The 25,147-nt window shown below is 69.6% G+C and carries 26 protein-coding genes; 19 read left to right on the plus strand and 7 right to left on the minus strand.

Translation table 11 applies throughout. The features are described from left to right. Positions 1–93: 93 nt before the first annotated feature. The 12 genes from DL990_RS02790 (at position 94) to dnaB (ending at position 9,909) form a co-directional block, all read left to right on the plus strand. On the plus strand, positions 94–897 hold the full coding sequence (locus tag DL990_RS02790; protein WP_125797794.1) for a hypothetical protein: 804 nt from the start codon (positions 94–96) through the stop codon (positions 895–897). A 124-nt stretch (positions 898–1,021) separates the two neighbouring features. Beyond that, the gene (locus DL990_RS02795; protein WP_125780028.1) at positions 1,022–1,909 is read left to right on the plus strand and encodes a hypothetical protein; all 888 of its coding nucleotides are present in this window, start codon (positions 1,022–1,024) and stop codon (positions 1,907–1,909) included. A 101-nt stretch (positions 1,910–2,010) separates the two neighbouring features. Continuing rightward, positions 2,011–2,898, plus strand: a complete 888-nt coding sequence (locus DL990_RS02800) for a hypothetical protein (RefSeq protein WP_125780030.1) — start codon at positions 2,011–2,013, stop codon at positions 2,896–2,898. A 102-nt stretch (positions 2,899–3,000) separates the two neighbouring features. Continuing rightward, positions 3,001–3,321, plus strand: a complete 321-nt coding sequence (gene rpsF / locus DL990_RS02805) for a 30S ribosomal protein S6 (RefSeq protein WP_177242327.1) — start codon at positions 3,001–3,003, stop codon at positions 3,319–3,321. A 17-nt stretch (positions 3,322–3,338) separates the two neighbouring features. Beyond that, positions 3,339–3,851, plus strand: a complete 513-nt coding sequence (locus DL990_RS02810; protein ID WP_101611516.1) for a single-stranded DNA-binding protein — start codon at positions 3,339–3,341, stop codon at positions 3,849–3,851. Between the two features lie 77 nt (positions 3,852–3,928). Further along, the gene (gene rpsR, locus DL990_RS02815; RefSeq protein WP_005168122.1) at positions 3,929–4,177 is read left to right on the plus strand and encodes a 30S ribosomal protein S18; all 249 of its coding nucleotides are present in this window, start codon (positions 3,929–3,931) and stop codon (positions 4,175–4,177) included. 12 nt (positions 4,178–4,189) lie between these two features. After that, entirely contained in the window at positions 4,190–4,645 is a 456-nt protein-coding gene (gene rplI, locus DL990_RS02820) for a 50S ribosomal protein L9 (protein WP_005168124.1), read from the plus strand. Between the two features lie 142 nt (positions 4,646–4,787). After that, positions 4,788–5,192, plus strand: coding sequence for a hypothetical protein (locus DL990_RS02825; protein ID WP_199746191.1), 405 nt, complete (start codon positions 4,788–4,790; stop codon positions 5,190–5,192). Next, entirely contained in the window at positions 5,192–5,785 is a 594-nt protein-coding gene (locus DL990_RS02830) for a DUF3558 domain-containing protein (RefSeq protein ID WP_125780032.1), read from the plus strand. The genes DL990_RS02825 and DL990_RS02830 overlap by 1 nt, the downstream gene beginning before the upstream one ends. A 3-nt stretch (positions 5,786–5,788) precedes the next feature. After that, on the plus strand, positions 5,789–7,129 hold the full coding sequence (locus tag DL990_RS02835; protein ID WP_125797795.1) for a PPE domain-containing protein: 1,341 nt from the start codon (positions 5,789–5,791) through the stop codon (positions 7,127–7,129). Between the two features lie 97 nt (positions 7,130–7,226). Next, entirely contained in the window at positions 7,227–8,024 is a 798-nt protein-coding gene (locus DL990_RS02840) for an ESX secretion-associated protein EspG (protein ID WP_125780037.1), read from the plus strand. Positions 8,025–8,499: 475 nt separating this feature from the next. Further along, on the plus strand, positions 8,500–9,909 hold the full coding sequence (gene dnaB / locus DL990_RS02845; protein WP_125780090.1) for a replicative DNA helicase: 1,410 nt from the start codon (positions 8,500–8,502) through the stop codon (positions 9,907–9,909). A 10-nt stretch (positions 9,910–9,919) separates the two neighbouring features. Here dnaB and DL990_RS02850 read toward each other — a convergent pair whose 3' ends face one another. Then, positions 9,920–10,807, minus strand: a complete 888-nt coding sequence (locus DL990_RS02850) for a LysR family transcriptional regulator (protein WP_125797796.1) — start codon at positions 10,805–10,807, stop codon at positions 9,920–9,922. A 71-nt stretch (positions 10,808–10,878) separates the two neighbouring features. On the opposite strand from DL990_RS02850, the gene DL990_RS02855 reads away from it, so the two are divergent. Continuing rightward, positions 10,879–11,268 (plus strand): RidA family protein, encoded by a 390-nt coding sequence (locus DL990_RS02855; RefSeq protein WP_125780041.1) that lies wholly within the window; start codon positions 10,879–10,881, stop codon positions 11,266–11,268. A gap of 3 nt (positions 11,269–11,271) precedes the next feature. Here DL990_RS02855 and DL990_RS02860 read toward each other — a convergent pair whose 3' ends face one another. Next, the gene (locus DL990_RS02860; protein WP_125797797.1) at positions 11,272–12,402 is read right to left on the minus strand and encodes an NAD(P)/FAD-dependent oxidoreductase; all 1,131 of its coding nucleotides are present in this window, start codon (positions 12,400–12,402) and stop codon (positions 11,272–11,274) included. A 69-nt stretch (positions 12,403–12,471) separates the two neighbouring features. On the opposite strand from DL990_RS02860, the gene DL990_RS02865 reads away from it, so the two are divergent. Continuing rightward, positions 12,472–13,152: a TetR/AcrR family transcriptional regulator gene (locus DL990_RS02865; protein WP_125797798.1), complete on the plus strand. Its 681-nt coding sequence runs from the start codon at positions 12,472–12,474 to the stop codon at positions 13,150–13,152. Positions 13,153–13,215: 63 nt separating this feature from the next. Continuing rightward, the gene (locus DL990_RS02870) at positions 13,216–14,394 is read left to right on the plus strand and encodes a serine hydrolase (RefSeq protein ID WP_125780045.1); all 1,179 of its coding nucleotides are present in this window, start codon (positions 13,216–13,218) and stop codon (positions 14,392–14,394) included. 9 nt (positions 14,395–14,403) lie between these two features. On the opposite strand, the gene DL990_RS02875 is transcribed toward DL990_RS02870, so the two are convergent. Further along, positions 14,404–15,357 (minus strand): YafY family protein, encoded by a 954-nt coding sequence (locus DL990_RS02875; protein WP_125780048.1) that lies wholly within the window; start codon positions 15,355–15,357, stop codon positions 14,404–14,406. Between the two features lie 84 nt (positions 15,358–15,441). Between DL990_RS02875 and DL990_RS02880 the strand changes: the two genes are divergently transcribed. Continuing rightward, positions 15,442–15,813: a VOC family protein gene (locus DL990_RS02880; RefSeq protein ID WP_125797799.1), complete on the plus strand. Its 372-nt coding sequence runs from the start codon at positions 15,442–15,444 to the stop codon at positions 15,811–15,813. Here DL990_RS02880 and DL990_RS02885 read toward each other — a convergent pair. Further along, positions 15,789–16,250 carry a MarR family winged helix-turn-helix transcriptional regulator gene (locus DL990_RS02885; RefSeq protein WP_125797800.1) on the minus strand — a complete coding sequence of 154 codons (462 nt, stop codon included), beginning with the start codon at positions 16,248–16,250 and terminating at the stop codon, positions 15,789–15,791. The genes DL990_RS02880 and DL990_RS02885 overlap by 25 nt on opposite strands. Positions 16,251–16,312: 62 nt before the next feature. On the opposite strand from DL990_RS02885, the gene DL990_RS02890 reads away from it, so the two are divergent. Together DL990_RS02890 and DL990_RS02895 are read left to right on the plus strand one after the other, a co-directional pair. Continuing rightward, positions 16,313–16,681, plus strand: a complete 369-nt coding sequence (locus DL990_RS02890) for a MarR family transcriptional regulator (protein ID WP_125797801.1) — start codon at positions 16,313–16,315, stop codon at positions 16,679–16,681. Positions 16,682–16,741: 60 nt separating this feature from the next. Beyond that, on the plus strand, positions 16,742–17,548 hold the full coding sequence (locus DL990_RS02895) for a dioxygenase (protein WP_125797802.1): 807 nt from the start codon (positions 16,742–16,744) through the stop codon (positions 17,546–17,548). Here DL990_RS02895 and DL990_RS02900 read toward each other — a convergent pair. Further along, positions 17,545–18,711, minus strand: coding sequence for an MFS transporter (locus DL990_RS02900; RefSeq protein ID WP_125780058.1), 1,167 nt, complete (start codon positions 18,709–18,711; stop codon positions 17,545–17,547). The genes DL990_RS02895 and DL990_RS02900 overlap by 4 nt on opposite strands. A gap of 91 nt (positions 18,712–18,802) precedes the next feature. On the opposite strand from DL990_RS02900, the gene DL990_RS02905 reads away from it, so the two are divergent. Continuing rightward, positions 18,803–19,996 carry an ROK family transcriptional regulator gene (locus DL990_RS02905; RefSeq protein WP_199746192.1) on the plus strand — a complete coding sequence of 398 codons (1,194 nt, stop codon included), beginning with the start codon at positions 18,803–18,805 and terminating at the stop codon, positions 19,994–19,996. Positions 19,997–20,579: 583 nt separating this feature from the next. Here DL990_RS02905 and DL990_RS02910 read toward each other — a convergent pair. After that, a complete protein-coding gene (locus tag DL990_RS02910) occupies positions 20,580–23,846 on the minus strand; it encodes a PE-PGRS family protein (protein ID WP_125797803.1) in 3,267 nt (1,088 codons plus the stop codon). Positions 23,847–24,038: 192 nt separating this feature from the next. Next, entirely contained in the window at positions 24,039–25,055 is a 1,017-nt protein-coding gene (locus DL990_RS02915) for a hypothetical protein (protein WP_125781448.1), read from the minus strand. Positions 25,056–25,147 lie beyond the last annotated feature (92 nt).

A 25,147-nucleotide genomic window follows, 5' to 3' on the forward strand; every position in this document is an offset into this window, starting at 1 on the left:
TCCCCGGCGCGCCCCAGCCGGTCACGCTCGTGGGGTAGCGTGAGCGCGTTCCGTTAAACCGCGTTGGGTCTTGAGGGGCGGAGGACGAACTCGATGGGGAAGACTGCCGGGCGGATCACGGCTTGGGGATTCGCGCTTTCGGTCACGGCCGGATTAGCGTTCCCGATGACCGCGACGGCCGCCGAGGAACCGAGCCCGACCCTTTCCGGCGAATGCGATTCGACGCTGCAGAACGGAAAGTCCGGCGACGGCCTCGTCCTCGACGCGGCGGCACCACTCGGTTCATCCGAGGTGGTGACGGTCGGCTTGGACTCGAAGGCCAAGACAGCCGAAGGCCGGAAGCCGCTGCTTTCGCTTCCGGTCGGCGACGTGGTCAAGGCGACCGGCCTGACCGACAACGAGGTCGGCGACCTCGCCGCGCAGGGTGTCTGCAAGCCCGCGCAGGGTGCGGTGAACGCCGTCGGCAACCTGACGCAGGGCGTCGTCGAGGAGGTTCCGGGAGTCCCCGAAATCCCCAAACCGCCCAAGCCCGAACCGCCGAACCCGGAACCCCCGAAGCCTGAGCCCCCGAAGCCGGGTCAGCCCGGCGGCCCGGGTAGCGAACTCCCGGTCCAGACCGGCCCGGGTTCCTCCACCGGCATCGGCGGCGACTCGATCGCCGGCGTGATCAGCAACGCGGCGCTGCTCCCCGGCAGCTTCGTCCAAGCGCCGGTGATCACCGAGATCGTCCCCGGCGAGGTGCCGCCGCCCACCGTCGACGAGAAGGACACCGGCAACGCGCAGGCCGTGCAGTCGCCGGTGGCCCCGGCCAAGCTGCCGCTGCTGCTCGCGGTGCTGGCGCTGGCCGTCGTCGCCGCGGCTCTGGTCCGTGCTTGGCTGCGGGGTAAGCCCGCCTGATCTTCACCCTCAGTGACGCCCGCTTCCACTCGAATGCCTGACCTCTTCGAGTGAGCGGGCGTTACTCGTCTCCATTAGCGTCGTTATGTCGGTAGGTGACCCCGACGACGGAGGAGTCGAAGGCATGCGCGAACGGACACGGAGGGCGACCGCCCTGGGTGCGTCGGCCTTCATTCTCGCGGGCTCGGCCGCCCTCGCCATGCCCGGCACGGCCGCCGCCGCCGAGACCAAGACCGCCACCTGCGGCGGATCGGTGACCGCGAAGACCGGTGACACGATCCTCGGCAAGACGCCACTGCTCGGCATTCCCCTCAACCTCGGCCAGGCCGGTCCGGTCTCCGGGGTACTCACGGGCACGATCAACGCGCTGCTCGGCACGGTCTGCAAGGTGACGGTGACCGTGGTGAACGCCGTCGTCGCGCCGGTCCCGGTCATCGGCGAACCCGCCGCGGAAGCGCTGAACGGCGCCGTCTCCGGCACCCACGACGCGTTGACCGGCGGCGGCAAGCCCGCCCCTGGAACCCAGCCCCAGCCCGGGAAACCCGCCCCCGGAACACCCGGCAGCGGCGGCCCGCAGACGGGCGGACCCGGTGCTCCGGCGCAGGGCGGCACGCCGGAAGGCGGTATCCCGGCGGCGAACAGCCCGCTGCTGCCCGGCACCTTCACCCCGAACTTCGGCGGCCTGCCGTGGGGCGTCAACACCGGCTACGCCCCGATGCGTGACTACAGCTCCATCCCGATGGCGACCGCCGGTCTCTTCAGCCCGTCGCCCGGCCTCCGGTACGGCGGGCAGATCCCGGGTTACGCGCCGCAGTTCGGCGTCGCGACCGAAAACCAGAACGGAAATCCCGACGTCCAAACCGCGGGACAGGCCGAGGCATTACCGAACGTGAGCGACGGATTCACTCAGGACGGGAAACTGCCGCTGCTGATCGCCGTTTTGGCACTCTCCGGAGTCAGCGCGGGCCTTGTGCGCACCTGGGTCCTACGCCGAATGGCCGCTACAAGTTAGTCCTACCGCCTAGTATCTTTCTGGTCACTCCCTCGTTATCCCCGTTGCGGTGCTTCCTCATGCACTGCCACACGCCCCCACCGACCCGGAGGATCGCGCTCGTGCGGAAGACCACCATCTGGCAGACCACCCGCAAGGCGCTCACCGTCACCGCACTCGCGACCATGGTCACCGGTGGCGCGCTCCTGACGGCGGGCACCGCGTCGGCGGCGGCCACCACGCTGGCGAACGCGTGCAGCGGCACCGTCAACGGCGGGATGGGCGACACCGTCGCGATCACCGGCACCTCGGTCAAGGAACTGGTGCGCGCCGGCGCGAAGGAAGCGGGCACGCTGGCCCTCTACGACGTCGCCGCGAACGACATCGCCAAGGTCAACACCATCAGCGTCGGCGCGGTCCCGAACGCCGCGGGCGGCGCGGTCGAGGGCAAGGCGATCGGCGCGGCCGTGCGGCAGGCGGTCAAGAACACGAAGTCCTGGGGCCTCGGGCTCAACCCCGAGAAGACCCTCGACTCCATCGAGCACAAGGTCACCGGCAGCTGCGGCCTGACCACGGTCGCGACGAACTACGTCGCACCCACCCTGCCGACGCCGGGCACCAACGCCCCGCAGCAGGGCGGCAACGGCGGCGGCACCAACGGGCTGCCGTCCTCGCCGAGCCTGCTGCCCGGCGGCAGCAACGGCACCGGCTACGCCCCGCCGCGCGACTACGGCAACCTCCCGGTCGCGCAGCCGGGTGTCGCGGTGGCTCCGGGCGTGCGTTACCCGGCCAACAGCCCGCTTCCCGGCGAGGGTGCCCCGCAGTACGGCACCGACGGCCAGGCCGGACAGGGTGGCCCCGACGTCCGCAACGCGGGCAACGCCGAAGCGCTCGCGACCGACGGCATGCCCGGCGGCGACGTCCAGCTGCCGATGCTGCTCGCGGTGCTCGTGCTCGCCGGTGTGACCGCCGCGCTGGTCCGCACCTGGGTCCTGCGCCGCGTCTCCTGACGCCCGTCCGGGACCCGGCCGAAGCCGCCAGGTACGCTTACCTGGACAAACCCTCCTGCCACGGACAGTCCGTGGCCGCGAGCCCATAGGAGGTGAGTGGTTGTGTCACGCCATTACGAGGTAATGGTCATCCTGGACCCCACGCTCGACGAGCGTACGGTGGCCCCGACCCTGGACACCTTCCTCAACGTGATCCGCACTTCTGGCGGAAGCGTGGAGAAGGTCGACGTCTGGGGACGCCGCCGGCTGTCCTACGAGATCAAGAAGCACGCCGAGGGCATCTACGCGCTCCTCGACCTGAACTCGACTTCGGAAGCGGTCAAGGAGCTGGACCGTCAGCTCTCGCTGCAGGAGACCGTGCTCCGCACCAAGGTCATGCGCCGCGAGATCAAGCCGGCCAAGCCCGTCGCCGCCAAGGCCTGAGCCGAAGGACTTTTCCGATGGCTGGAGACACCGTCATCACGGTGATCGGCAACCTCACGTCCGACCCGGAGCTTCGCTTCACCCCTTCCGGTGCGGCGGTCGCGAACTTCACGGTCGCGTCCACCCCGCGCACACTGGACAAGCAGTCCGGTGAGTGGAAGGACGGCGAGGCCCTGTTCCTGCGCTGCAACATCTGGCGTCAGGCGGCCGAGAACGTCGCCGAGTCGCTGACGCGTGGCGCGCGTGTCGTCGTGCAGGGGCGCCTCAAGCAGCGGTCTTTCGAGACCAAGGAAGGCGAGAAGCGCACGGTCGTCGAGCTCGAGGTCGATGAGATCGGCCCGTCGCTGCGCTACGCCACCGCCAAGGTGAACAAGGTCAGCCGTGGCACCGGTGGCGGTGGAGGCGGCGGCTTCGGTGGCGGCGGCGGTGGCGGCCAGTCCGGCCCGCCCGCCGACGACCCGTGGGGTTCCGCCCCGCCCGCCGGTGGCGGCGGCGGTGGCGGCGGCTTCTCCGACGAGCCGCCCTTCTGATCAGGCGCTCCACCGCGGGCGAGAGCTCCGCGAGACGCCTCGTGACAACCACTACGTAGAAATCCAGGAGAAATACCGTGGCCAAGCCACCCATCCGCAAGCCCAAGAAGAAGGTCTGCGTGTTCTGCAAGGCCGAGAAGAAGGGCCGCCCGGAGAACATCGACTACAAGGACACCAACCTGCTTCGGAAGTACATCTCCGACCGCGGGAAGATCCGTGCCCGCCGGGTGACCGGCAACTGCAGCCAGCACCAGCGTGACATCGCCATCGCGGTCAAGAACTCCCGCGAAATGGCGCTGCTGCCCTACACCTCGACCGCACGCTAAGGAGGCACGTCAATGGCGAAGATCATTCTCACCACCGACGTCGCCAACCTCGGTGGGCCCGGCGACATCGTCGAGGTCAAGGACGGCTACGCGCGCAACTACCTGCTCCCCCGCGGCTACGCCATCGTGGCCACCAAGGGCGCGGAGAAGAACGTGCGCACGATCAAGCGGGCGCAGGAGAGCCGTCGCATCCGCGACCTCGACCACGCCAAGGAGATCAAGGCGACCCTGGAAGGCCTCGGCGCCATCCAGCTGAGCGGCAAGGCGGCCGAGGGCTCGAAGAAGCTCTTCGGTTCGATCACCACCGCCGAGATCGTGGACGCGATCAAGGCCGCGGGTGGCCCGCTGCTCGACAAGCGCGTCATCGAGCTGAAGGACCACATCAAGACCGTGGGCAAGCACTCGGTCGGCGCCCGTCTGCACCCCGACGTCCGCGTCGACGTGCGGCTCGAGGTCAAGGCCAAGTAGCACCGCTTCGACAGAGGGCGGGACGTCTCCATCGCGGAGAAGTCCCGCCCTTTGCTTTGCGCGGAACCCCACCCCGCCGGGTCACGTCTTAGGATTGACTCGACGTCGAGGCACGGGGACTCAAAAAGGGGATCTGGAACCAATGGCTTACGACAGCAACGCCGAGCAGAACCGGCAGGAGAAGGTCACGGTGTCCGCACCTGCCAATCCTGACAAGCCGTCGTCGGGCGGGGGCGGTGGCGGGTTCACCTTCGACAAGGACAAGATCGACGGCATCATCAAGAAGTGGACCGACCTGCAGGCCGAGCTCAAGCGGGACTACAACGACGCGAACCTGATGGCGAACGTCAAGGCGCCCGGCAAGGAGTTCGCGAGCGGCGACTGGGAGAAGCTGGCCAACCCGTCGGGCAAGGCGTTTCTGGAGCAGAACCAGAAGATGCAGGACTACGTCAAGAACTACATCGACCAGCTGACCGCCGCGAAGCAGAAGATCGCCACGAACGAGGCCGAAACGCAGTCTTCGCTCAACAAGCACAAGGCCGTGTGATGCGACGTTCCCTCGTACTCGTTTTCGCCGCCGCCGCGCTGGTCGCGGGCTGTTCGAGCCCCAAGAGCGGCACGGCCTCCTCGGAGCCGACCTACACGACCGGTTCCCCCGGCGCGTCGAGCGGCTCGTCCGGCTCCGCGCCCAAGGTGTCGAACCCGGTGAACACCGCCTCGATCGAGAGCAACGCTTGCTCCGCGCTTTCCGCCGCGAAGCGCACCGAGCTCGGCCTCGGCGAAGGTGAGCAGCGCACGACGAGCGTCGGGCCTGGCTGCTCGATCTTCGCCGCGGACGACCGGCTGAACCAGATCGAGATCAGCCCGGTGCTCGCGAACAAGAACGGCCTCAGCGACGTCTACGACACGAAGGCCAACAACGAGTACTTCGAGCCGACCGAGGTCGCCGGGTATCCGGCGGTGTACGCCGCGTCGCTCGACGCCCGTGACAAGGGCAAATGCGGCCTCTTCGTCGGCGTGACCGACCAGCTGGCCGTCAACATCCTGGTGCAGTACGACAACGGGCCCGGCGCGAGCGCGCCGTGTCCGGTCGCGCTCAAAGTGGGGGAAGCGATGATCGAGACGTTGAAGGAGGGCTGACGCGTGTTCCTGCTGCCGATCATCGCCGGATATTCGGCCTACAACCTGGCGACCACGAAATCCGGCGACTACGAAGCGTCGGGCGGCGATCGCAAGATCGACTGCTACAACATCTGGGAGAAGATCGTCACCGGTCCGGGCACCGGGTCGATCCAGGAGGGCCAGGCCGCGGCGACCCGGCTCAAGTCCGGCTACCAGGACAGGCTGACCACCATCGACACCCTGTCGAAGGAGATGGACGCCGCCTGGACCGGTAAGAGCGCCGAAGCCGCGCAGCAGTCCGGCGCGCATCCGCTGCGGGCGTGGATGGAGGACTCCGGCAAGAAGCTGGTGGACTCCGACAAGTACCTCGGCGAGCAGAACACCGCGTTCACCACGGTGAAGGCGAAGGTGCAGCAGGTCCCGAAGGACCCGCCGAAGAACAACCTGCTCAACTCCATCACCCCGTGGACCACCGACACCGACCGCGCGATCCGGGACTACAACCAAAAGGGTCAAGCGAACGTCGACGCGTTCAACGAGTACTTCAAGGCCAGTTCCGAGAACGGCAAGAAGCTGCCCACCTACAGCAAGATGGAGGGGCAGAACACGAACGTCGACGTCAACGGCGGCGGCAACGGCAAGGACAAGGACGGCAACGGGAACGGTCAGGGCGACCGGAACGGGCACAACGGCATGCCGGGCATCTCGACGCCGCCCGGTTCGATGCCGCCCGGCGGGATGCCGAGCGTCCCCGGTTCGAACATGCCGGGCATCGGCACGCCGGGTTCGAACCTGCCAGGGTCGAACCTGCCGGGCAGCAACATGCCCGGGTCGAACATTCCCGGATCGAACCTGCCGGGGTCCAACCTGCCCGGCGGGCAGTACAACCCGAACATCCCGGGCAGCAACTACAAGCCGCCGTCCTGGGACGACGGGACGAGCGCGTCCGGCTACACCCCGCCGAAGATCCCCGGTGCAGGCGGCTTCGGCCCCGGCGGCGGGGGAGGCGGTGGCGGTGGCTTCGGCGGCACCGACATCCCCGGTGCGGGCGGCTTCGGTCCGGACGGTGGTTTCGGCGCCGGGTTCGGTCCCGGTGGCAGCAGCGGAGCGGCCTTGCCCGGCAACGCGGGTGCGATGGGCGGCGCCGGCATGGGTGGCGGCGCGGCCGGTTCCGGTTCCGGTTCCGGAGCGGGCCGTGGCGCCGGCGGCATGATGGGCGGCATGGGCGGTATGGGAGCCGGTGGCGCCAAGGGGAAGGGCGGCGAGGACGAGGAGCGCAGCGCCAAGTTCCTCGTCGGCGACGATCCCAACGAGATCTTCGGAACCGACGAACTGACCGCACCGCCGGTGATCGGCGAGTAGTCGTCACGAGCGGGCCGGGCGCGTGCCAAGATTGGGGCGGCGCCCGGCTTGTCTTGTTCCGGGCTGGACGAACAAGAACGACTAGGGGGCAGTTCCGGTGCTGGACAAGCAGGTCACGATCACGACCGGCACCCTCATCACGCTGATCCGCCGACGGGGCGGCGAGCCGCACACGATCCTGTCGGAAACGCCGACCTGGTACGACGAGGACGCGCAGCGGACCGAGGACGAGCGGACCAACGAGGAGCTGGCGAGCCAGGGCCTCTTCGGCGCGCGGGGGCTGCACCCCGGCTTCAAGGCGGCGCTCGAAGCGATCGCCAGGCCGTCACTCGAGTACTACGGCTGGGTCGACGGCGGCTTCGAGGGCAAGGCACTGAGCTTCAGCCTGCTCGCGGGGAGCGCCGGCGGCGAGGGCTTCGTCCTCGCCCGGCACAGCGAGCACGACGGCATCGCGCTCGCGTCGGTGCGGCCCGAAGAACTGCTCACCGAGTTCCTCGACCAGATCCCGAAGCTCGCTCCGGGACGCGGCCGCCCGATCGCCGTGCCGAAGAGTCAGGTCGAGGCCCCGAGGTCGTCGTCGACGGCGCAGGACGAGGGCTTCGAGGTGCTTCGCAGCGGACGGCAGAGCGCGGGCAGCCAGGAGGCCGACGAGCTTCGCCGCATCCTCGCGTTACGCCGTTTGGGGAGCGGCAGCCTCTACGTCGCGGCTCGCGGCCGGAGCGGCGCGCGGCAGCGGATCGAACGCCCGGTGAACTACATCGATACGACCGAGGGCCGGTGGCTGACCGAAGAGGTACCGGGGAGTGGCGAGCCGAGGATCGCCTTCGCACCCGCCGACCAGCAGGTTCTCGCGGAACGACTACGGAGCGCACAGGGCAGGTTGTTCGCGTCCTGAATTCCGCTCCGGTCAGCCGGGCGGGCGGCCCCTCTACTCTCCGTGGTATTCATCCACAGGGCACCCCTGTGCGCCCGCGTGCGACACGCCGAACGACGAGTTTCGCCCGACACGCCGGACGGAGTCGAATCAAGTTCTCCACAGTGTCTCCACAGGCCCTGACCAGCACTTTTGTCAGACCATTCGCTCGTTGCCCACAAGTTGTACACAGGCTTTCGGTCACCTGTGAAGGGATGCCCGCAGTCATCCCCAGGTTATCCACAGGGCAGTCCCCAGGCGAAATTGCGCTGGTCCTTTCGGGAGGCCTACCGTGCCCGTCGGGCCGGTACACACCGTGGTGGCCGTCCGGCAGGGGAAGAGCGCAGGGGAGCACCGGGAGCCGAGGGAGGGCGGCCGGTGGACACGGGCGGACCGACCGGGGAAATTCTGGCATAATCGAACGCGTGTTCGATGTCTTGAGGAGGTGGCAGCAGCGGTGGCGCTGACCGACGACCGCAATCCGATGTACGCGGAGTCCGACCCGGGTCCCGGCGACCCCGGTCCGCGTGGCGGCGAATACGACCGCCAGCCTCCGCAGGACATCGCGGCCGAGCAGTCCGTGCTCGGCGGCATGCTGTTGTCGAAGGACGCCGTCGCCGACGTCATCGAAGCCCTCGGGCCCGACGACTTCTACCGGCCCGCACACCAGGCCATCTACGACGTCGTCCTCGACCTCTACGGACGCGGCGAACCCGCCGACCCGATCACCGTCTCCGCCGAACTGGAACGCCGCGGCGAACTGGGCCGCGTCGGCGGCGCCCCGTACCTGCACACCCTGATCGCGACGGTGCCCACGGCGGCGAACGCCGGGTACTACGCCGAAATCGTCTCCGAGAAGGCGGTGCTGCGGCGACTGGTCGAGGCGGGCACGCGGATCGTGCAGTACGGCTACGGCGCGGCCGCGGCCGACGGCGCGAACATCGACGAGGTCGTCGACCGCGCGCAGGCCGCGATCTACGACGTCACCGAGCGGCGCACCAGCGAGGACTACGTCGCGCTGGAAGAACTGCTCCAGCCGACCATGGACGAAATCGACGCGATCGCTTCCCGCGGCGGGCAGTCGCAGGGCATCCCGACCGGGTTCGCCGACTTCGACGATCTGACCAACGGCCTGCACCCCGGCCAGATGATCATCGTCGCCGCGCGTCCCGGTGTAGGGAAGTCGACCCTGGGATTGGATTTCGCGCGTTCGGCGTCCATCAAACACGGCCTGACCAGCGTGATCTTCTCGCTGGAAATGAGCAGGACCGAGATCGTCATGCGCATGCTCTCGGCCGAGGCTCGGATCCGGCTGGCGGATATGCGCGGTGGCAAGATGTCCGACGACGACTGGACGCGCCTCGCGCGCCGGATGAGCGAGGTCTCCGAGGCGCCGCTGTTCGTCGACGACTCGCCGAACATGACGATGATGGAGATCCGCGCGAAGGCCCGGCGGCTCAAGCAGCGCAACGATCTCAAACTCGTCGTCCTCGACTACCTCCAGCTGATGACCTCAGGCAAACGCGTCGAGTCGCGGCAGCAGGAGGTCTCGGAGTTCTCGCGGCAGATGAAGCTGCTGGCCAAGGAGATCGAGGTCCCGGTGATCGCGATCAGCCAGCTGAACCGTGGTCCCGAGCAGCGGACCGACAAACGCCCGATGCTGTCCGACCTCCGTGAGTCCGGCTCACTGGAGCAGGACGCCGACCTCGTCATCCTGGTGAACCGCCCCGACGCCTGGGAGCGGGACGACCCGCGTGCCGGCGAGGCGGACCTGATCATCGCGAAGCACCGTGCCGGGCCGACGGCGACCATCACCGTCGCGCACCAGCTGCACTACAGCCGCTTCGTGGACCTTTCGCACGACTAGGGCGTGTCTCCTACGCGAGCGTCGCGAGGAAGCGGGCGACCAGGGGATTCTGGTCGTCGACCCGCCAGGCGACGGCGACTCGCGTGCGCGCGGTGGCGGGCGTGATCGTGCGGAAGGCGACCTCTTCGAGGCGGATGCGCCGGATGCTTTCCGGGGCCAGTGAAACGCCGAGTCCGGCACCGACCAGTGCGCAGACGGTCTGCCATTCCACCGCTCGTTGAGCCACCTGGGGTGTGAAGCCCGCCTCGCCGCACAGGTCGATGATCCGGTCGTGCAGCCTCGGACCGACAACGCGGGGCAGGAGCACGAAGGGCGAGCCCGCCAGCTGCTCGACCCGGATCGTCCGATGTGCCGCGAGCGGATGGGCCGACGGCAGGACGGCCACGAAGGGCTCGGTCAACACGGTCTTGAACCCGAGCTCCGGCTCGTCCGCGGGTGGTTCCCGCAGCAGGCCGATGTCGATATTCCTTTCGTGCAGGGCGGCGATCTGGGGCGCCGTGGTCATCTCGTGGATGTCCAGGTGCACGTCGGAAAACCGGTCACGAAAAGTCCGCAGCAGACCGGGAAGGACGGTCAGGGCGAGGGAGGCCGCGAAGCCGATCCGCAGACTTCCGGCGAGACCGCCGCCCACGGCCCGAGCCGCGGCCAGGCCGTCCGCGAGGCCGGCGAGGGCGTGCCGGGCGGCGGGCAGCAGTTCCCGGCCTGCCGGGGTGAGGGCGACGCGTCCGGGGGCGCGGTCGAAGAGCGCGTGGCCGACCTTCTCCTCCAGACGGCGGATCTGCTGGCTCAGCGGCGGTTGCGCGATGCCGAGGCGCGTGGCCGCGTGACCGAAGTGGAGCTCCTCGGCGAGCACGACGAAGGCGTGCAACTGGGCGAGGGGAAGCTCGGGGCGATCCATATTTCCAGAGATATCAGATGATGCTCAAAGCTGTATTAGACGTATCGCTGTCGGCCACTTAGGTTCGGCGTATGACAGCAAGACGCGCGATCCTCAGCGGCTCGACGTTCGAGGAACAGATCGGGTACGCGCGGGCCGTGGTCGACGGCGACTGGGTGCACGTGTCCGGGACGACGGGGTTCGACTACCGCGCCATGACGATCTCCGACGACGTCGTGGCGCAGGCCGAGCAATGCCTGCGCAACATCGAGGCCGCGCTGGACGAGGCTGAATGCAGCTTCGCCGATGTGGTGCGAGTGCGCTATCTGCTGCCGGACCGGGAGGATTTCGAGCCATGCTGGCCGGTTCTGCGCCGAGCGTTCGGTGCGGTCCGGCCCGCCGCCACGATGCTCGTGTGCGGCCTCGCCGACCCCCGGATGAAGATCGAGATCGAGGTGTACGCGCGACGGGCCACCGCGTGAGTTTCAGTCCGGCTGGAAGAACGCGAGCATCTTCCGCGCGCCGTCCGGCGCCGTCATGAGTTCGTGGACCCGTGCGGACATCCTGGCGGCGGCGCTCGTGCGCTCGAACATCTCGCGTTCGTACTCCTTGACGGCGGTCGGGAAGTCGCCGGGGTGCACGGCCAGCGCGAGGCCGAGCAGGGCGCCGTCCAGCAGGGCCATGTTGGCGCCTTCCCCCACCGCGGGCATCAGGTGCGCGGCATCGCCCAGCAGCGTGACACCGGGATTCGCCTGCCAGGTCAGGCCTACCGGGAGAGCGGCGATGGGCCGGGGCACGACCGTGTCGTCGCAGGCCGCGATGAGCGCGGTGAAACGGGCGTCCCAGCCGTCGAGTTCCTCGATCAGCCTTGTCCGGGCGGCGGCCGGGTCGTCGAAGGGGATCCCGCTCGTGGCGAGCCAGTCCTCGGCGGTGTTGTAGAAGCTCAGGCCGACACGGACGCGGCCGTCACCGTTGCGCTGTGCGGCCAGGGATTTCCCGTCGCCGAGCGCCCAATAGGTGCCACGTCCGACCATCTCCGCGAGATCGGGATGTGTGCGATCGATGTCGGAAACGCAGAGCTCGACGAGGTTGTGGCCGAGATGCACCGGGCGGGCGTCGGTGAGCAGCGCGCGGACCCGGGAGTTCGCCCCGTCGGCGCCGACCAGCAGGTCGTACGCCGCACTGCTCCCATCGACGCTGCGTCCATCAACAAAGTGCAGGACGCCGTCGGCGGCGGAAGCGAACGCGTGCCCCCAGCGCACGGTGTCTTCGGGCAGCGAGCTCAACAGCAGGTCGCGCAGATCGGCTCGGTCGACCTCGGGCCGCGCGAACGGCGCGTCTTCGGGCGTGTCCTCCTGCAACAGCAAGGTGCCGTCGGGCTCCAGAAGCTTCATGTCCTGGCCCTCGCCGCGGGCGATCGCGTGGAACCCGTCGATCAGCCCGGCTTCGCGCAACGCCCGCTGACCGGTGTCGGCGTGGATGTCGAGCATGCCGCCCTGGCCGCGTGCGTCGCGCGACGGTTCGCGTTCGTAGACGACGGCGTCGATGCCGTTGACGTGCAGAACGCGAGCGAGCGCCAACCCGCCGAGGCCTGCTCCGACGATGGCGATGGTCATGTCGTCCTCCTTCGATACACCGTATTGATCGATACACTGTATCGAACGATGCGTTGTATTGTCAGCGACATGGTGGTGTGGGAGCGGCCGGAGCCGCCGGATCGGCCCGCCCTGGCCCCGCTGAGCCGCGAGCGGATCGTGCGGGCGGCGATCGAACTCGCCGACGCGGACGGCCTGGACGCGGTGTCGCTGCGCAAGATCGCCACCGCGCTCGACGTCGGCCCGATGCGGCTGTACGGCTACATCGCGAGCAAGGAGGAGCTGCTCGACCTGATGGTCGACGCCGCCCATGCCGGGATCCGGCCCACCGGAACCGGCTGGCGGGAAGCGCTGCGGTCGTTCGCCGAAGCCATGCGGCACACCGTTCACGAGCACGAATGGCTCGCCGACCTCCTCGGTGGCCGCCCTCAGCTCGGGCCGAACGCGCTGGCAGGCGGGGAGGCCGTGATGGCCGAGCTCGGCGAGCTCGGCGTGGACGCCGTGATGCCGGTGGTCTCCGCGGTCAACGCGTACACGATCGGCGCGGTGCGCCGGGAGATCGCCGAGTGGCGCGCGGAACGCGCCACCGGGATGGACGAGAAGCGCTGGCAGGCCGAGCTCGGGCCCTACCTGCGGCGAACTCTCGCGACCGGCGAGCTCCCCGCGCTGGCCACGGTCGTGCGCGACGCCGTCCACCTGGACGCCGAAGAGACCTTTCGGATCGGCCTCGATTTCCTGCTCGACGGCATCGAAGCCCGCCTCTCAAGCTGATCGAGACTCCCGTGTCAGCGCCGTGACCGTCCCGTGTCAGCGCGGCCCGCGAACGTGGTCACCATGAACAAGACATCGAAGACCTTCCGCCGCATCGGCCTCACCGCGCTGGCGGCCGCACTGCTGACGGGCGTGGCCGTGCCGACGGCTTCCGCCGGGCAGGACCGGCCGGAGCTGCGGCAAGCCGTCCAGGAATTCGTCGACGCCGGGTTCGGCGGGATGCAGCTGCGCGTCCGCGACGAGCGAGGCGAATGGACCGGCAGCGCCGGGGTGCGTGAGCTGGGAGGAACCGCGAAACCGCCGACCAACGGTCACTTCCGCGTCGGCAGCACGTCGAAGAACTTCACCGCGACCCTGGTGCTGCAGCTCGTGGCCGAGGGCAGGATCGGGCTCGACACCCCGGTCGCCGGTCTCCTTCCCGGGCTCGGGCTGGACTCGCGGATCACCGTGCGGATGCTGTTGCAGCACACCAGCGGGCTGTTCAACCACACCGGCCAGGTCAACCCGGACGGGACGGTCACGCCGGGAATCCCGTGGGCGGGCCAGGAGTGGGTGGACAAGCGATTCCACACCTACCAGCCGGAGGACCTGGTCCGGCTGGCGGTGTCCAAGCCCGCGGTCTTCGAGCCGGGGGCGGGCTGGAGCTATTCCAACACCAACTACGTGGTGGCCAGGCTGCTGGTCGAAAAGCTCACCGGACGCGCCTTCGCCGAGGAGCTGGACCGGCGGATCCTGCGGCCGCTCAAGCTGCGCGACACCTTGTCGCCGGGAGCGTGGGCCGGGATGCCCAAGCCGTACGCCCACGCCTACTACCGCTACGAAGACGCCGGCCAGTGGAAGACGATCGACGTCACGCACCAGAACCCGTCCTGGATCTCCAGCGCCGGCGACATGATCTCGACGACCAAGGATCTCCAGACGTACTTTTCCGCGCTGCAGAGCGGAAAGCTCCTGCCGGCCTGGCTGATGGCCGAGATGCGCAAGACGCACCCCGGCAGCGAAAGCCTCTACGGCTTCTACGGTCTCGGACAGTTCACGCAGGACTTGGGGCCGGGCTGCGCCGGACCCATCCTGAACCACAACGGCGGCCTCAACGGCTACGCGGCACTGATGTACAGCACGCCCGACGGCAGCAAGACCCTGACCGCGTCGGTCACCGCGGGCGACTCCGAGACCGACCCGCTGCCTTCGTTCCCGGCAGCGCTGAACAAGCTGCTCAAGACGGCGTTCTGCGGCAAGTGAGCGTCCTGGTCAGCGCGCCCGCTCCGTCAGCCGCGCCGCAAGCGCACTGACCAGGTCGCGGAGTTCGGCCGGCCGTTCGATGACGAACGGCCGGTCGAGCGCGGCGAGCAGCGGTGGGATCCAGTCGAGCCGCTGTGCCCGGATCCGGGTGCGCACCCAGTCGCCGTCGGGCTCCAGGGTGGCCACGGACGGCGGGAAGACGACGCGGATCTGGTCGGGTGTCGCCTGGATCCGCACGGAAACGTCGTGCCGGTGCGGTGTCTCGGCCAGCGCGGTCAGCACTCGCTCGGCCGGGTCGAAGCCGTCGGGCGCCTCGAACGTCCCGGCCCGCGCCTCGGCCGACTTGATCCGGTCGACGCGGAAGGTACGCACCTCGCCGCTGGCCGAGTCGAACCCGGTCAGGTACCACCGCCCGGAGTGCGCCACCACGCCGTACGGATGGACGACACGTTCGCTGGCTCCGCCGTGCCCGGCGAGGTACGCGAGTCCGACCGGATGCCGATCCCGTGCCGCCTCCGCGACGGTGAGCAGCACTTCGGCCTCGGCCGAGAGGGCTTTCCGGGCGGGCGAGGTGAAGTCTGCGGTCTCCAGCAGCGCGTCCAGCCGCCGGCCCAGTGCTTCGGGAAGGACACGGCGGACCTTCGCGGCCGCGCTCTCGACGGCCGCGACCGAAGTGGTGATCAACCCGGCCCGCCGTCCCGCGACCAGGCCGAGCAGGACCGCCAGCGCCTCTTCGTCGGTCAGCATCAGCGGCGGCATGCGGTAGCCGGGTGCCAACCGGTAGCCGCCGTACCGGCCGCGCACCGAACGGACCGGGATGTCCAGGTCGACGAGGTGTTCGGCGTAGCGGCGGACGGTGCGTTCGTCCACGTCGAGCCGTCCGGCGAGCTCGGCGACCGTATGCGTCCCGCCGCTCTGGAGGATCTCGAGCAACGCGAGCACGCGGGCGATGGGCCTGGTCACAGCCGGAGAATACCGGGCGGATCCTGTCCGGTATTGCTCCTAGCGTGGCCGGTGTTCCGCTTTCCGGCACCGAAAGGATCCATCGTGCAGTTCGTATCCGTCCGCGTGATCACCCACGACGTCGCCCGCCTCGCAGGGTTCTACGAGAAGGCGACCGGCATCGAAGCGCGGTGGCACTCCGAGCAGTTCGCCGAACTCGTCGGCCCGTCGTGCACCTTGGCGATCGGCAGTGCCGAGACGATGACCTTGTTCGGCGCGGGCGCCGCGGTGCCGGAGTCGAACCGGACCGCGATCCTCGAGTTCCGGGTCGAGGACGTCGACCGGGAGTACGACCGGCTGGCGGACCTGGCCGAGATCGTGCAGAAGCCGACCACGATGCCGTGGGGGAACCGGTCGATGCTGTTCCGCGACCCCGACGGCAACCTGGTCAACTACTTCGCGCCGAGCGCGCCGTAGTTCCGGACGAACGCGGTCAGCAGCCGGGCGAACTCGCGGCGGTCTTCGTCCGGCCAGTCCGCCATCGCCTCGGCGAACACCGAGCGGCGGAATTCGTGCATGCGCGTCACTTCGGCGCGACCTGCCTCGGTGAGCACGAGGACGGCGCGGCGGCCGTCGCGCTGATCGGCTTCACGCCGGAGAAAACCGTCCTCGACCGCGCGCGCGACCAGACGGCTCGCGCGCGGCTGGTCGATGGCCAGCGCCGCGGCAAGGCTGGTGACGGTGCCGGGTTCACCACTCTCTTCGGCCGCTTCGACGACGTCGAGGAGTCCTTGTATCGCCTGGTCCGGCATCGTTTCGGCGCGGTCGCGCGCGAGTTTCGACAGCGATCGCCTCGCCTGGCTCCGCCGGATGGCGATCATCGCGCGTTCCACTTCGGCCACGGCGTCCGTCATTGCCCGTCCTCACCAAATGCATGTACTTTTACATGTAGTTGCCGTCTACATGAGGAGTATCCATGAAGCCCATCGGATTCTGGTTCGCCCACCTTCACCAGGCACTCGAATCTTCCTTGGAACAGGTCCTCACCGCCGAAGCGCTGACCCGTCGCCACTGGCAGGTTCTGAACACGATCGACAGCGGAGCCTCTGTCGACGAGGCACTGTCACCGTTCGGAGAACTGCGGAAAACCGTCGCCGACCTGCGCGCTCGCGGTTTGATCGACGCCGAAGACGCCTTGACCGAAGCCGGCAGGGAGACACATCTCCGATTGAAGGCCAAGGTCGGCGAGTTCCGCTCACGCGCGACCGAAGGCATCGGCGACGGCGACTACCGGACGGCGGTCGGCGTGCTCGAACGCATGGCGGCGAACCTCGCGCGGGAATAAGGCGAAACCCGGCGGCGTCGTCTATCCTGGTAGTTGAAAGTTCAAACACTTGGAGCTGACATGACGCCGGTGCTCTACCTCAGCCACGGCGCGCCGCCGCTCGCCGACGACGCCACCTGGACCAGCCAGCTCGCCGGCTGGTCCACGGACCTCGAAAAACCGAAGGCGATCCTCGTCGTCTCCGCGCACTGGGAAGAGGCACCGCTGACCCTCGGCGCCACCACCACGGTGCCACTGGTCTACGACTTCTGGGGCTTCCCGGATCGCTACTACCAGGTGAAATACGCCGCTCCCGGCGCTCCGGAGCTGGCGGACAAGGTGCGCAAACTCCTGCGCTCGTCCCAGACGCCGGTCCACGACGCCCCCGACCGCGGCCTCGACCACGGCGCGTACGTCCCGCTCGTGGAGATGTATCCGGACGCCGACATCCCCGTGCTCCAGGTGTCCATGCCGTCGCTGGACCCGCGCGAACTGTTCGACCTCGGCCGGAAGCTCGCGCCGCTGCGCAACGAAGGCGTGCTGATCATCGGCAGCGGCTTCTTCACCCACAACCTGAGCGCGATGAGCCAGACCGACGGCACCGACGGGGCGCCGCCGTCGTGGTCGAGCGAATTCGACCACTGGGGTGCGGAAACGCTGCGCGAGGGCGACCTCGACGCGTTGCTGGACTTCCAGCACAAGGCCCCCGCCGCGGCCATCGCGCACCCCAGGATCGAACACTTCGCGCCCCTGTTCGTCTCGCTCGGCGCGAGCTCTTCAGGAAATGGCGAGGCCCCGCCGATGAGTCCTCGGCGGGAATACGTACCTCGGACTGTCATCGACGGCTACTGGCACGGCCTCGCCAAGCGTTCCCTCCAGTTCGATTAGCGGGACCGGAGCACTCCGGCGCCCGCCACCAGGCCGAGCGCCAGCAGCGTGACCACCCCGAACGACACGGTCAGCGAGGTCAGGTCGGCGATTCCGCCGATCAGCGACGGCGCGACGAGACCCGACGAGTAGGTGATGGTCGCGACGCCGGCGATCGACTGACTCGGGGTCGGCCCGCTGCGTCCGGCCGCCGCGAAGGCGAGCGGAACGACGACGGAGACGCCGAGCCCGATCAACGCGAAGCCGCCCATCGCCATCACCGGATGGGCGGCGAAGACGACCAGCAGACCGCCCGCCGTCGCGAAGACACCGCCCGCGCGGACGGTCTTGACCGAGCCGAAGCGCCGCACCAGCGCGTCGCCCGAGAGGCGGGCAACCGCCATCGTGCAGGTGAACGCGGTGGTCGACGCGGCCGCGATCCCCGGCGAGGTGCCGAGGACGTCACGCAGGTAGACGGCGGACCAGTCGAGGCTCGCGCCCTCGGCGAAAACGGCGCAGAACGCGACGGCACCGATGATCACGGCCGACTTCGGCGGCAGCGCGAACCTCGGCGGCGGATGCTCGTCGGGTGCGCTGCGGACGTCGAACACGCCCTGGCAGATGAGGGCACCGGCGACGGTGAGCACGGCGGACACGATCGCGAAGTGGATCCGTGCGTCCAGCGCCGTGTGTGCGGCGAGCGTGCCCGCCGCGGAACCGACGAGCGCACCTGTGGTCCACATGCCGTGCAGTCCCGACATGACCGACTTGCCCATTTTCTCCTCGACGTCGACGCCGAGGGCGTTCATCAGCACGTCCGAGGTGCCCGCCGCGGTGCCCATGACGAACAGCGCGAGGCACAGGGTGAAGAGGTTTCCCGCCAAGGACGGCAGGATCAGCGCCAGCGTCCAGTAGGCGAGAAGCAACCGGAGCCCCAGCCTGCCGCCGAGCCGGTGTCCGATCCGCGCGGCGAGCGGCATGGTGAGCGAGGCACCGATGGCGGGGAAGGCGAGTGCGAGCCCGAGCTGGCCCGCGCTGATCCCCGCGTGTTCCTGGATCCACGGGATCCGGGTGGCGAAACTGCCGGTCACCGCGCCGTGCACGGCGAAGACTGCGGCGATGGCGATCCGCGCCTGCCGCACCCGCCGCGTCGGCCCGCCGACGGTTTCCACTGTGTTGGTCACTGGGCCCCCAAGGTCCGTGAAACGACTCGACGGGCGTCAGCGTAAACTATCAGGAAGGGAACCTGATAATTAATTCTGGGAGGATCTGCCGGTGAGTGTCATCCGGATGCCGTCCGCCTCCCCGACCACCGCGCGTGCCATCAACGACCGCCTCGCGCTCGACCTGCTCCAACGCGAGGGCTCGCTGACGGCCGCCCAGCTCAAGACGTTGACCGGGCTTTCCCGGCCGACGGTGGCCGACCTCGTCGAACGCCTGCGGGACGCGGGGCTGATCGAGATCGTCGGCGAGGCGGGCGCGGAACGCCGCGGCCCGAACGCGAAGCTGTACGGCATCGTCGCCGAACGCGCGTACCTCGCCGGACTCGACGTCCGCACCCACGGCATGGCCGTTTCGGTCGCGGACCTCCTTGGCCGGACCCGCGCGGAAGCCTCGCTGCCGTTCGAACTGGACATCGACACCGACGTGGCCGTCGAGCGCGCGATCGCCCTGCTGGCGGCCACCACCGCCGAAGCGGGTGCGACGGCGCTGCACACGATCGCCGTCGGCGCTCCCGGCCTGGTCGACCCGGCGACCGGCGGTCTGCGGCCCGCCGGGGGTTTGCCCGCGTGGCACGGGAAACTCGTCGACGAACTCCGGCGACGGCTGGGTGTCCCGGTGCTGCTGGAGAACGAGGTCAACCTCGCGGCCGCCGCCGAGCAACGGCTCGGCGCCGCCCGCGATCGGGACACGTTCGTCCTGCTGTGGCTGGGTTTCGGCGTCGGCGCGGCCGTCGTCCTCGACGGTTCGCTGCGGCGGGGCGCGTCGGGCGGCGCGGGGGAGATCGGGTTCCTGCCGATGCTGGGCCCGGGACGGCTCCCGACGGCGACCGACTGCGACGGCGGCTTCCACACCCTCGCGGGCAGCGGCGCGATCTGCGAACTCGCCCGCGAACACGGCATCCCGGCTTCGTCGGCCGACAACGCCGAAGCGGCCGCAGCGGCTGTCGGTTACGCGATCGACGCCGAGTCCGAAGAGTTTCTGGAGATCGCCGCGGAGCGGATCGCGATCGGCGCCGCCGCGGTCACGGCGGTACTGGACCCGGGTTGTCTCGTGCTGGGCGGGGAGATCGGCCGTGCCGGTGGCGATGCGTTCGCCACACGGGTGAGCCGTCGGCTCGCGGAGATCTCACCGCTGCGGACCGAGGTGCGGGCGGGGACCGTCGGCGGGAGCGGCGTACTGGAAGGCGCGGTGCTCACCGCGATGGGCGCCGCCCAGGACGCGCTGTTCACCCCGGGTTCCGAGTGAGCCGCGGCGAGGCGTCGGCACAGGTGGCCGTGAGTGGGCAGGAGGCCTTCGTGCCGTGTCTCTGGATCACTTCCGGCACGGTTTCGCGTAGGGGGCGTGAGTGGCAATGACGGTTAGAACCCGAAGGGTGTCTTAGGTACCTACGTGGTTCAGGCTGCGGTTGATGCCAGGCCCCGGTCCGTGAAGTCGCCGGTCGGCGGGGATGTCGTGAAGGGCCCCTTTGAGACGGTGAAGGTCTCAAAGGGGCCCTTCACGACATGAGAGTTCGACGCCGGAGGGTGCGTACGGCGGGTGGATCGGGATCGCAGGTCCATGAAGGACTCCTTCCCTACCCTGAGAGTAGGGAAGGGGCCCTTCACCTCACGACCCCCACGCAAAGTCCCGAATGGACACCGTTGCCCTGGCTGGCGTCCCTTGTGGACGGTCAAGAGCGCGCCGGGCTCCTTGGTGACCCCACTCCCACCACCGACTCGACCACGCCATATTCGCCTTGCCCCGTTGGCCGCGAACAAAACAAAGCGGGCCCGGGAGTGTCTCCCGGGCCCGCTTCGGTTCATTCAGTGGCGCTAGCCGACTGGCAGGTTCACATGGTGTGGAACTTCTTGCCGGTCAGGGTGCCGATGAAACGCTGGAACATGCTCAGCGGCGACGAGTCGACGCCCGCCAGAGCCGGGACCTGCGCGGTCGGCATCGCCGGGGTGTTGCTCACGACGGGCAGGGTGCCCGCGGTGGGCAGCTGCACCGGCAGTTCGCCCGCGGCCGGCAGCGCACCGGCGGTGGGGAGCTGCACCGGCAGGTTGCCGGCGGCCGGCAGGTTACCGGCGGTGGGCAGCTGGACCGGCAGCTTGCCGGCGGTGGGCAGCCCGTTCAGGGCAGGCAGCTGGGCGAGCTTGGGGGCGTCCGCACGAGCGGCGTCACCGGGCAGACCCGGGGCCTTCGGCAGGGCCGGGACACCGGGCAGCGCCGGGGTGCCGGGCAGCTCGGGCAGTTCCGACTTCGGCAGAGCCGTCGGGACGGCGGTCAGCTGCTTCAGCGCGGTCAGGCCTGCCACCTGCACGGGCAGGGTGGCCACCTGGGGACCGTCGGCGCGGGCGCCACCGATCGCCGGGGTGGTCGGCAGGGTGCCGGCACCGTTCAGCGACGGAACCGCGGGAGCCGCCGGGGCCGCGGGCAGAGCCGCCGCACCGAAGGGCAGCGTGGGCAGCGCGTCGATCGGCATCTCCGAACCGACCGCGTCGGTGAAGGCGCGGCTGTGGTCCTCACCGTTGATCTCGGTGAGGTCCGTGGTGGTCGACTCCGCGATGGCCAGCACCGGGATCTCGTGGCTGTCCAGCGGGATCACGAAGATGAACGGGTGGTGGAAGTTGAACCCGGAAAGGGCCTCTCCACTGCCGTCCGTGACGCTGTCGCCGCCGACCTGGCCGAGGGTGACGTTGTCCGACGTGGTCTTCGAAACGCCACCGAGCGCGGCGATCGCGTTGCCGAACAGCTTGGTGTCCACGGCGGTCGGCAGGTCGAGGATGTTGCCCGAGAGCGATCCGTCGAGGCCCGAGGTCTCGACGTCCCCGCCCGAAGCGGCGTCGATGGTGTCGGTGCCCTGAGCGGTGCCGATGCCCGCGACCGAAACCGCGTCGTGCGCGAACGGCACCAACGGCAGCAGCTGCGGACCGACGATGTTGCCCGCGACCGCGCCGTTGTCACCGTTGGTGGTGGCGTCGCCACCGGCGGACGACACGACGTCGTTGACGCTGGTGCCCTCGGCGATACCCGCACCGGCCACGCCGTGACCCGTGATCGGGACGGCGCCACCGATCGGCGACTGGACGATGTTGCCTGCCAGCGCGCCGTTCTCCCCGGTGGCGATGGCGTCGCCGCCCGCGTTGGAGTCGGTCAGGTTCGAGCCGGTGCCCGAGGCGATCCCGCCGAGCACAGCGGCGAAGTTGTGCGCCTGGACCGGCAGGGAGACCGGGCCGTAGACCAGGTTGCCCGAGCCCGCGCCACCGTCGCCGGTCGCGTGGACGTCGCCACCCGCGTTGGACGTGGTGTCGCCGTCGGCGGCACCGTGGCCCTGGCCGATGAACGCGCCACCGATCCCGAACGCCTGCAGCGGCAGCGAAACCGGCGTGGTCGCCAGGTTGGAGCTGAGGAAGCCGTTGTCGTCGGCGGTGTTCCCGCCGCCGCCACCGGAGACGACCTTGGTCTCCTCGGCCGAGGCGGTGCTCTGGCCGATGAACGAGCCACCGACGCCGAAGATCTCGGCCGGAACGGCGGCCGGGACCTGGACGATGTTGCCCGAGCCGGACGAGTCGTTGCCGGTGGTGCCGTCGTACGCACCCGCGGTCACGGTCTTCGTCTCGGACGCCTCGGCGGTCGCCTGTCCGATGTGCGAGCCGGCGACGCCGAACACCTCGGGGGCCAGCGCGGCCTGGGTGTTGACGATGTTGCCCGCGAGGGTGGAGTCGTCACCCGTGGTGTGGCTGCCGTTGCCGGCGTTCGCGTCGACGGTGTTCTCGCACGAGGCGACGTTGGCGCTGCCGATGTAGGTGCCCGCGATGCAGGTCACCTCGACGGGAGCGGCCACGGCCGGGTCGACGATGTTGCCGCCACCGGCGGAGCCTTCGCCCTCGCTGCTGACGAAGCCACCGGCGTCGACGGTGCTGGACTGGCTGGTCCCGCCTTCGGTGCCGGTGTTCGCGAGCCCGATCCAGCTGGCGGCCACGCCGCCGACGTTCGCGACGTCCGCGGTCTGCGGCACGATCGCGTTACCCGCGACGGCCGAGTCCTCGCCGGAGGTCTGCACGTAGCTGGGGACGTTGCTCCAGCCAGGGGTGGTGTCACCGGCGGTGGCGTCCGCCGACGAGCTGCTGTTGGAGTTCGCGAGCGAACCCCACGCGGCGGCCGCGTTGTCGTTGACCTTCACCGGGAGGGCGATCGGCACCGCGCCGACGTTGCCGCCGAGGGCGGAGTCGTCACCGTCGGTCTCGACCCAGCCGCCGGAGGTGGCCTCGGTCTCGGCCTCGTAGCCGGAGCTGTTGGCGTTGCCGATGATCCAGGACGCGGCGTTGCCGGTGACCTGGACCGGGGTGGCGAACTGTCCGGCCAGCACGTTGCCGGACAGGGCGGAGCCCTCGCCGTCGGTGGTGATGTTGCCGGTCTCGGTGGTGCTCTGGCTGGCGGAACCGCCGACCACGCGGCCGGTGCCGCCGGCGAGCCCGCCGCCGTTGCCCGCGATCTGCACGGGCAGCGCCCAGTCGAGGGACACGACGTTCCCGGCGAGGCTGGAGTCCTCACCGGTGGTCTCGATGTCCTGGTTGTGCGACCAGGTCTGGTCGTGGGTGCCACCCTCGACCTCGGCGTCGCCGATCACGCCGATGGCGTTGTCGACGATCTGGATCGGGACGACGACGTCACCGACGACCTTGTTGCCCTTGAGGATGTCGTCCGTGGTGGTGAAGCCGCCGTCGGTCACCCCGCCGCTGACCTGGCGGGCCGAGTCCTTGGCGGCCAGCGGCGCGGGAACGGCGCCGGTGGTCGGGAGGGACGGAAGCCCTCCGCCGACGCCATCGGTGCTGCTGCCCGGCGAGGAAGCCGAGTCCAGCGCGTCCGAGACGGGCTTGGTGACGGCCTTGGTGCTGACCTCGCCCTTGTAGCCGGGGAGGTCGGCCTGGCCGAGGGGCGTGCCAACGGCGTTGTTGTCGATCTCGACCGGAACGGTGACGTTCGCGTCGAGCGGGGAGGCCGGGGTGTCGGGGTTGACGTGTTCGTCAGCCGAGGCGATGCCGGTGCCCAGCATCAACAACCCACCCGTGACCAACGCGGTCTGGAGTCCGCGCTTTGCCCAGGATTGCATGGGGTTTTTCTCCTTCATTTCGGGTTCCCTTTCGGGTTCGAGGAGGCGCCTTCTGGAGAGGCACCAGGGGGATGGAGCGAATGCGGGCGCACAAAAGCGCACCGCCGTTTCGCGGGGATCAGGAGCGGACGCGAAGCCAAGCCCGGAATCGGGAGGCGTGAGGCGCGTCGGCTACCCCGCGGAGGGAGGTGTTCAGTCGGGAGTGACGCCGGGCTGCGAGCCCGGGGTGAGCGGCATGTACCGCGTGCCTGCCAGCGAGTAGCCGGTCAGGGAACGCTCGACGGCGGCGACGACCCAGGCGGGGACGCCGTGGGTCAGGCCGTCGAGGTGACCACCGGGGGCGGAGCCGCCGGGGACAGTCGGGAAGGAAGGCGCGGCGGGAAGCGGCGCCGGGGTGAACGGACGCGGGAAGTCACCGCGGTGACCGTCACGCGCCGGAGCGTCCTCGACCTGATCGAAGGCACCGTGCTGCTGCACGAAGGCCGGCATCGGGAGGACGGTCTCGGAGGAAGCGGGGAACTGCGTCGTCGCCAGCTGCGCGAAGTCGGTGACCTGGTCACCGGCGCCGATGGTGTCCAGCGGCGAGTCCGGGTCGACCGGACCGCCGCCGACCGGGAGCTCCGGGACGAGGTCGCCGTGTCCGTTCGGGTCGAGGAGGTCCCAGACCTTGCGGCCGAAGTCGGGTGACGGGGCGAAGGTCTCGTCCAGCACCTGGCGGGTGTCCTGCGGCTTGCGCACGATGTGCTCGACGGCGCCGAGAGTGCGCTTGACCGGAGTGACGACCGAGTTGTCCGCGAAGTCGGTGACCGCGTCGCTGACGCGGGTGGAGACTTCGTGCTCGTCGGCGCGGATGTCGCCGCAGTGGTGCTTCGCGGAAGCGGATCCGTTCTCGCCCGGCATCGACCACGTGGTGGCGTCCTGGTGGCTGTCGCCGCACATCGCACCGGCGACGTCGCCCGCGAACTTCGAGGTACCGCGGGAAACGTCGGTCAAGCCCGCCGCGGTGGCGTCGGTGACCGGGGTGACGCTCGTCCCGGGAGTGGAGATCACCGGGGCGGACGGGACGACGTCGGCCGAAGCGGAGGCGCCGGAAACAGCCCACGCGGCGGCCGAACCGGCGACGGCGCCGCCGATGACGAACAGCGCACGCGAAGCGAGACGGCCGAAGCGCGCCGCGCCCCGCCCCTCGTTCTTCGCCGCGTTCGTCACTCGGTCTCCTTCTCGCCTCGGTCGGTCGTTGCGGGACCGACATAAGCAAAGTGCGGAAGCCCGGCGCGACTTTGAACCACCTTGATGGCACG

The organism is Amycolatopsis sp. WAC 01416 (assembly GCF_003947485.1).
GTDB lineage: Bacteria > Actinomycetota > Actinomycetes > Mycobacteriales > Pseudonocardiaceae > Amycolatopsis.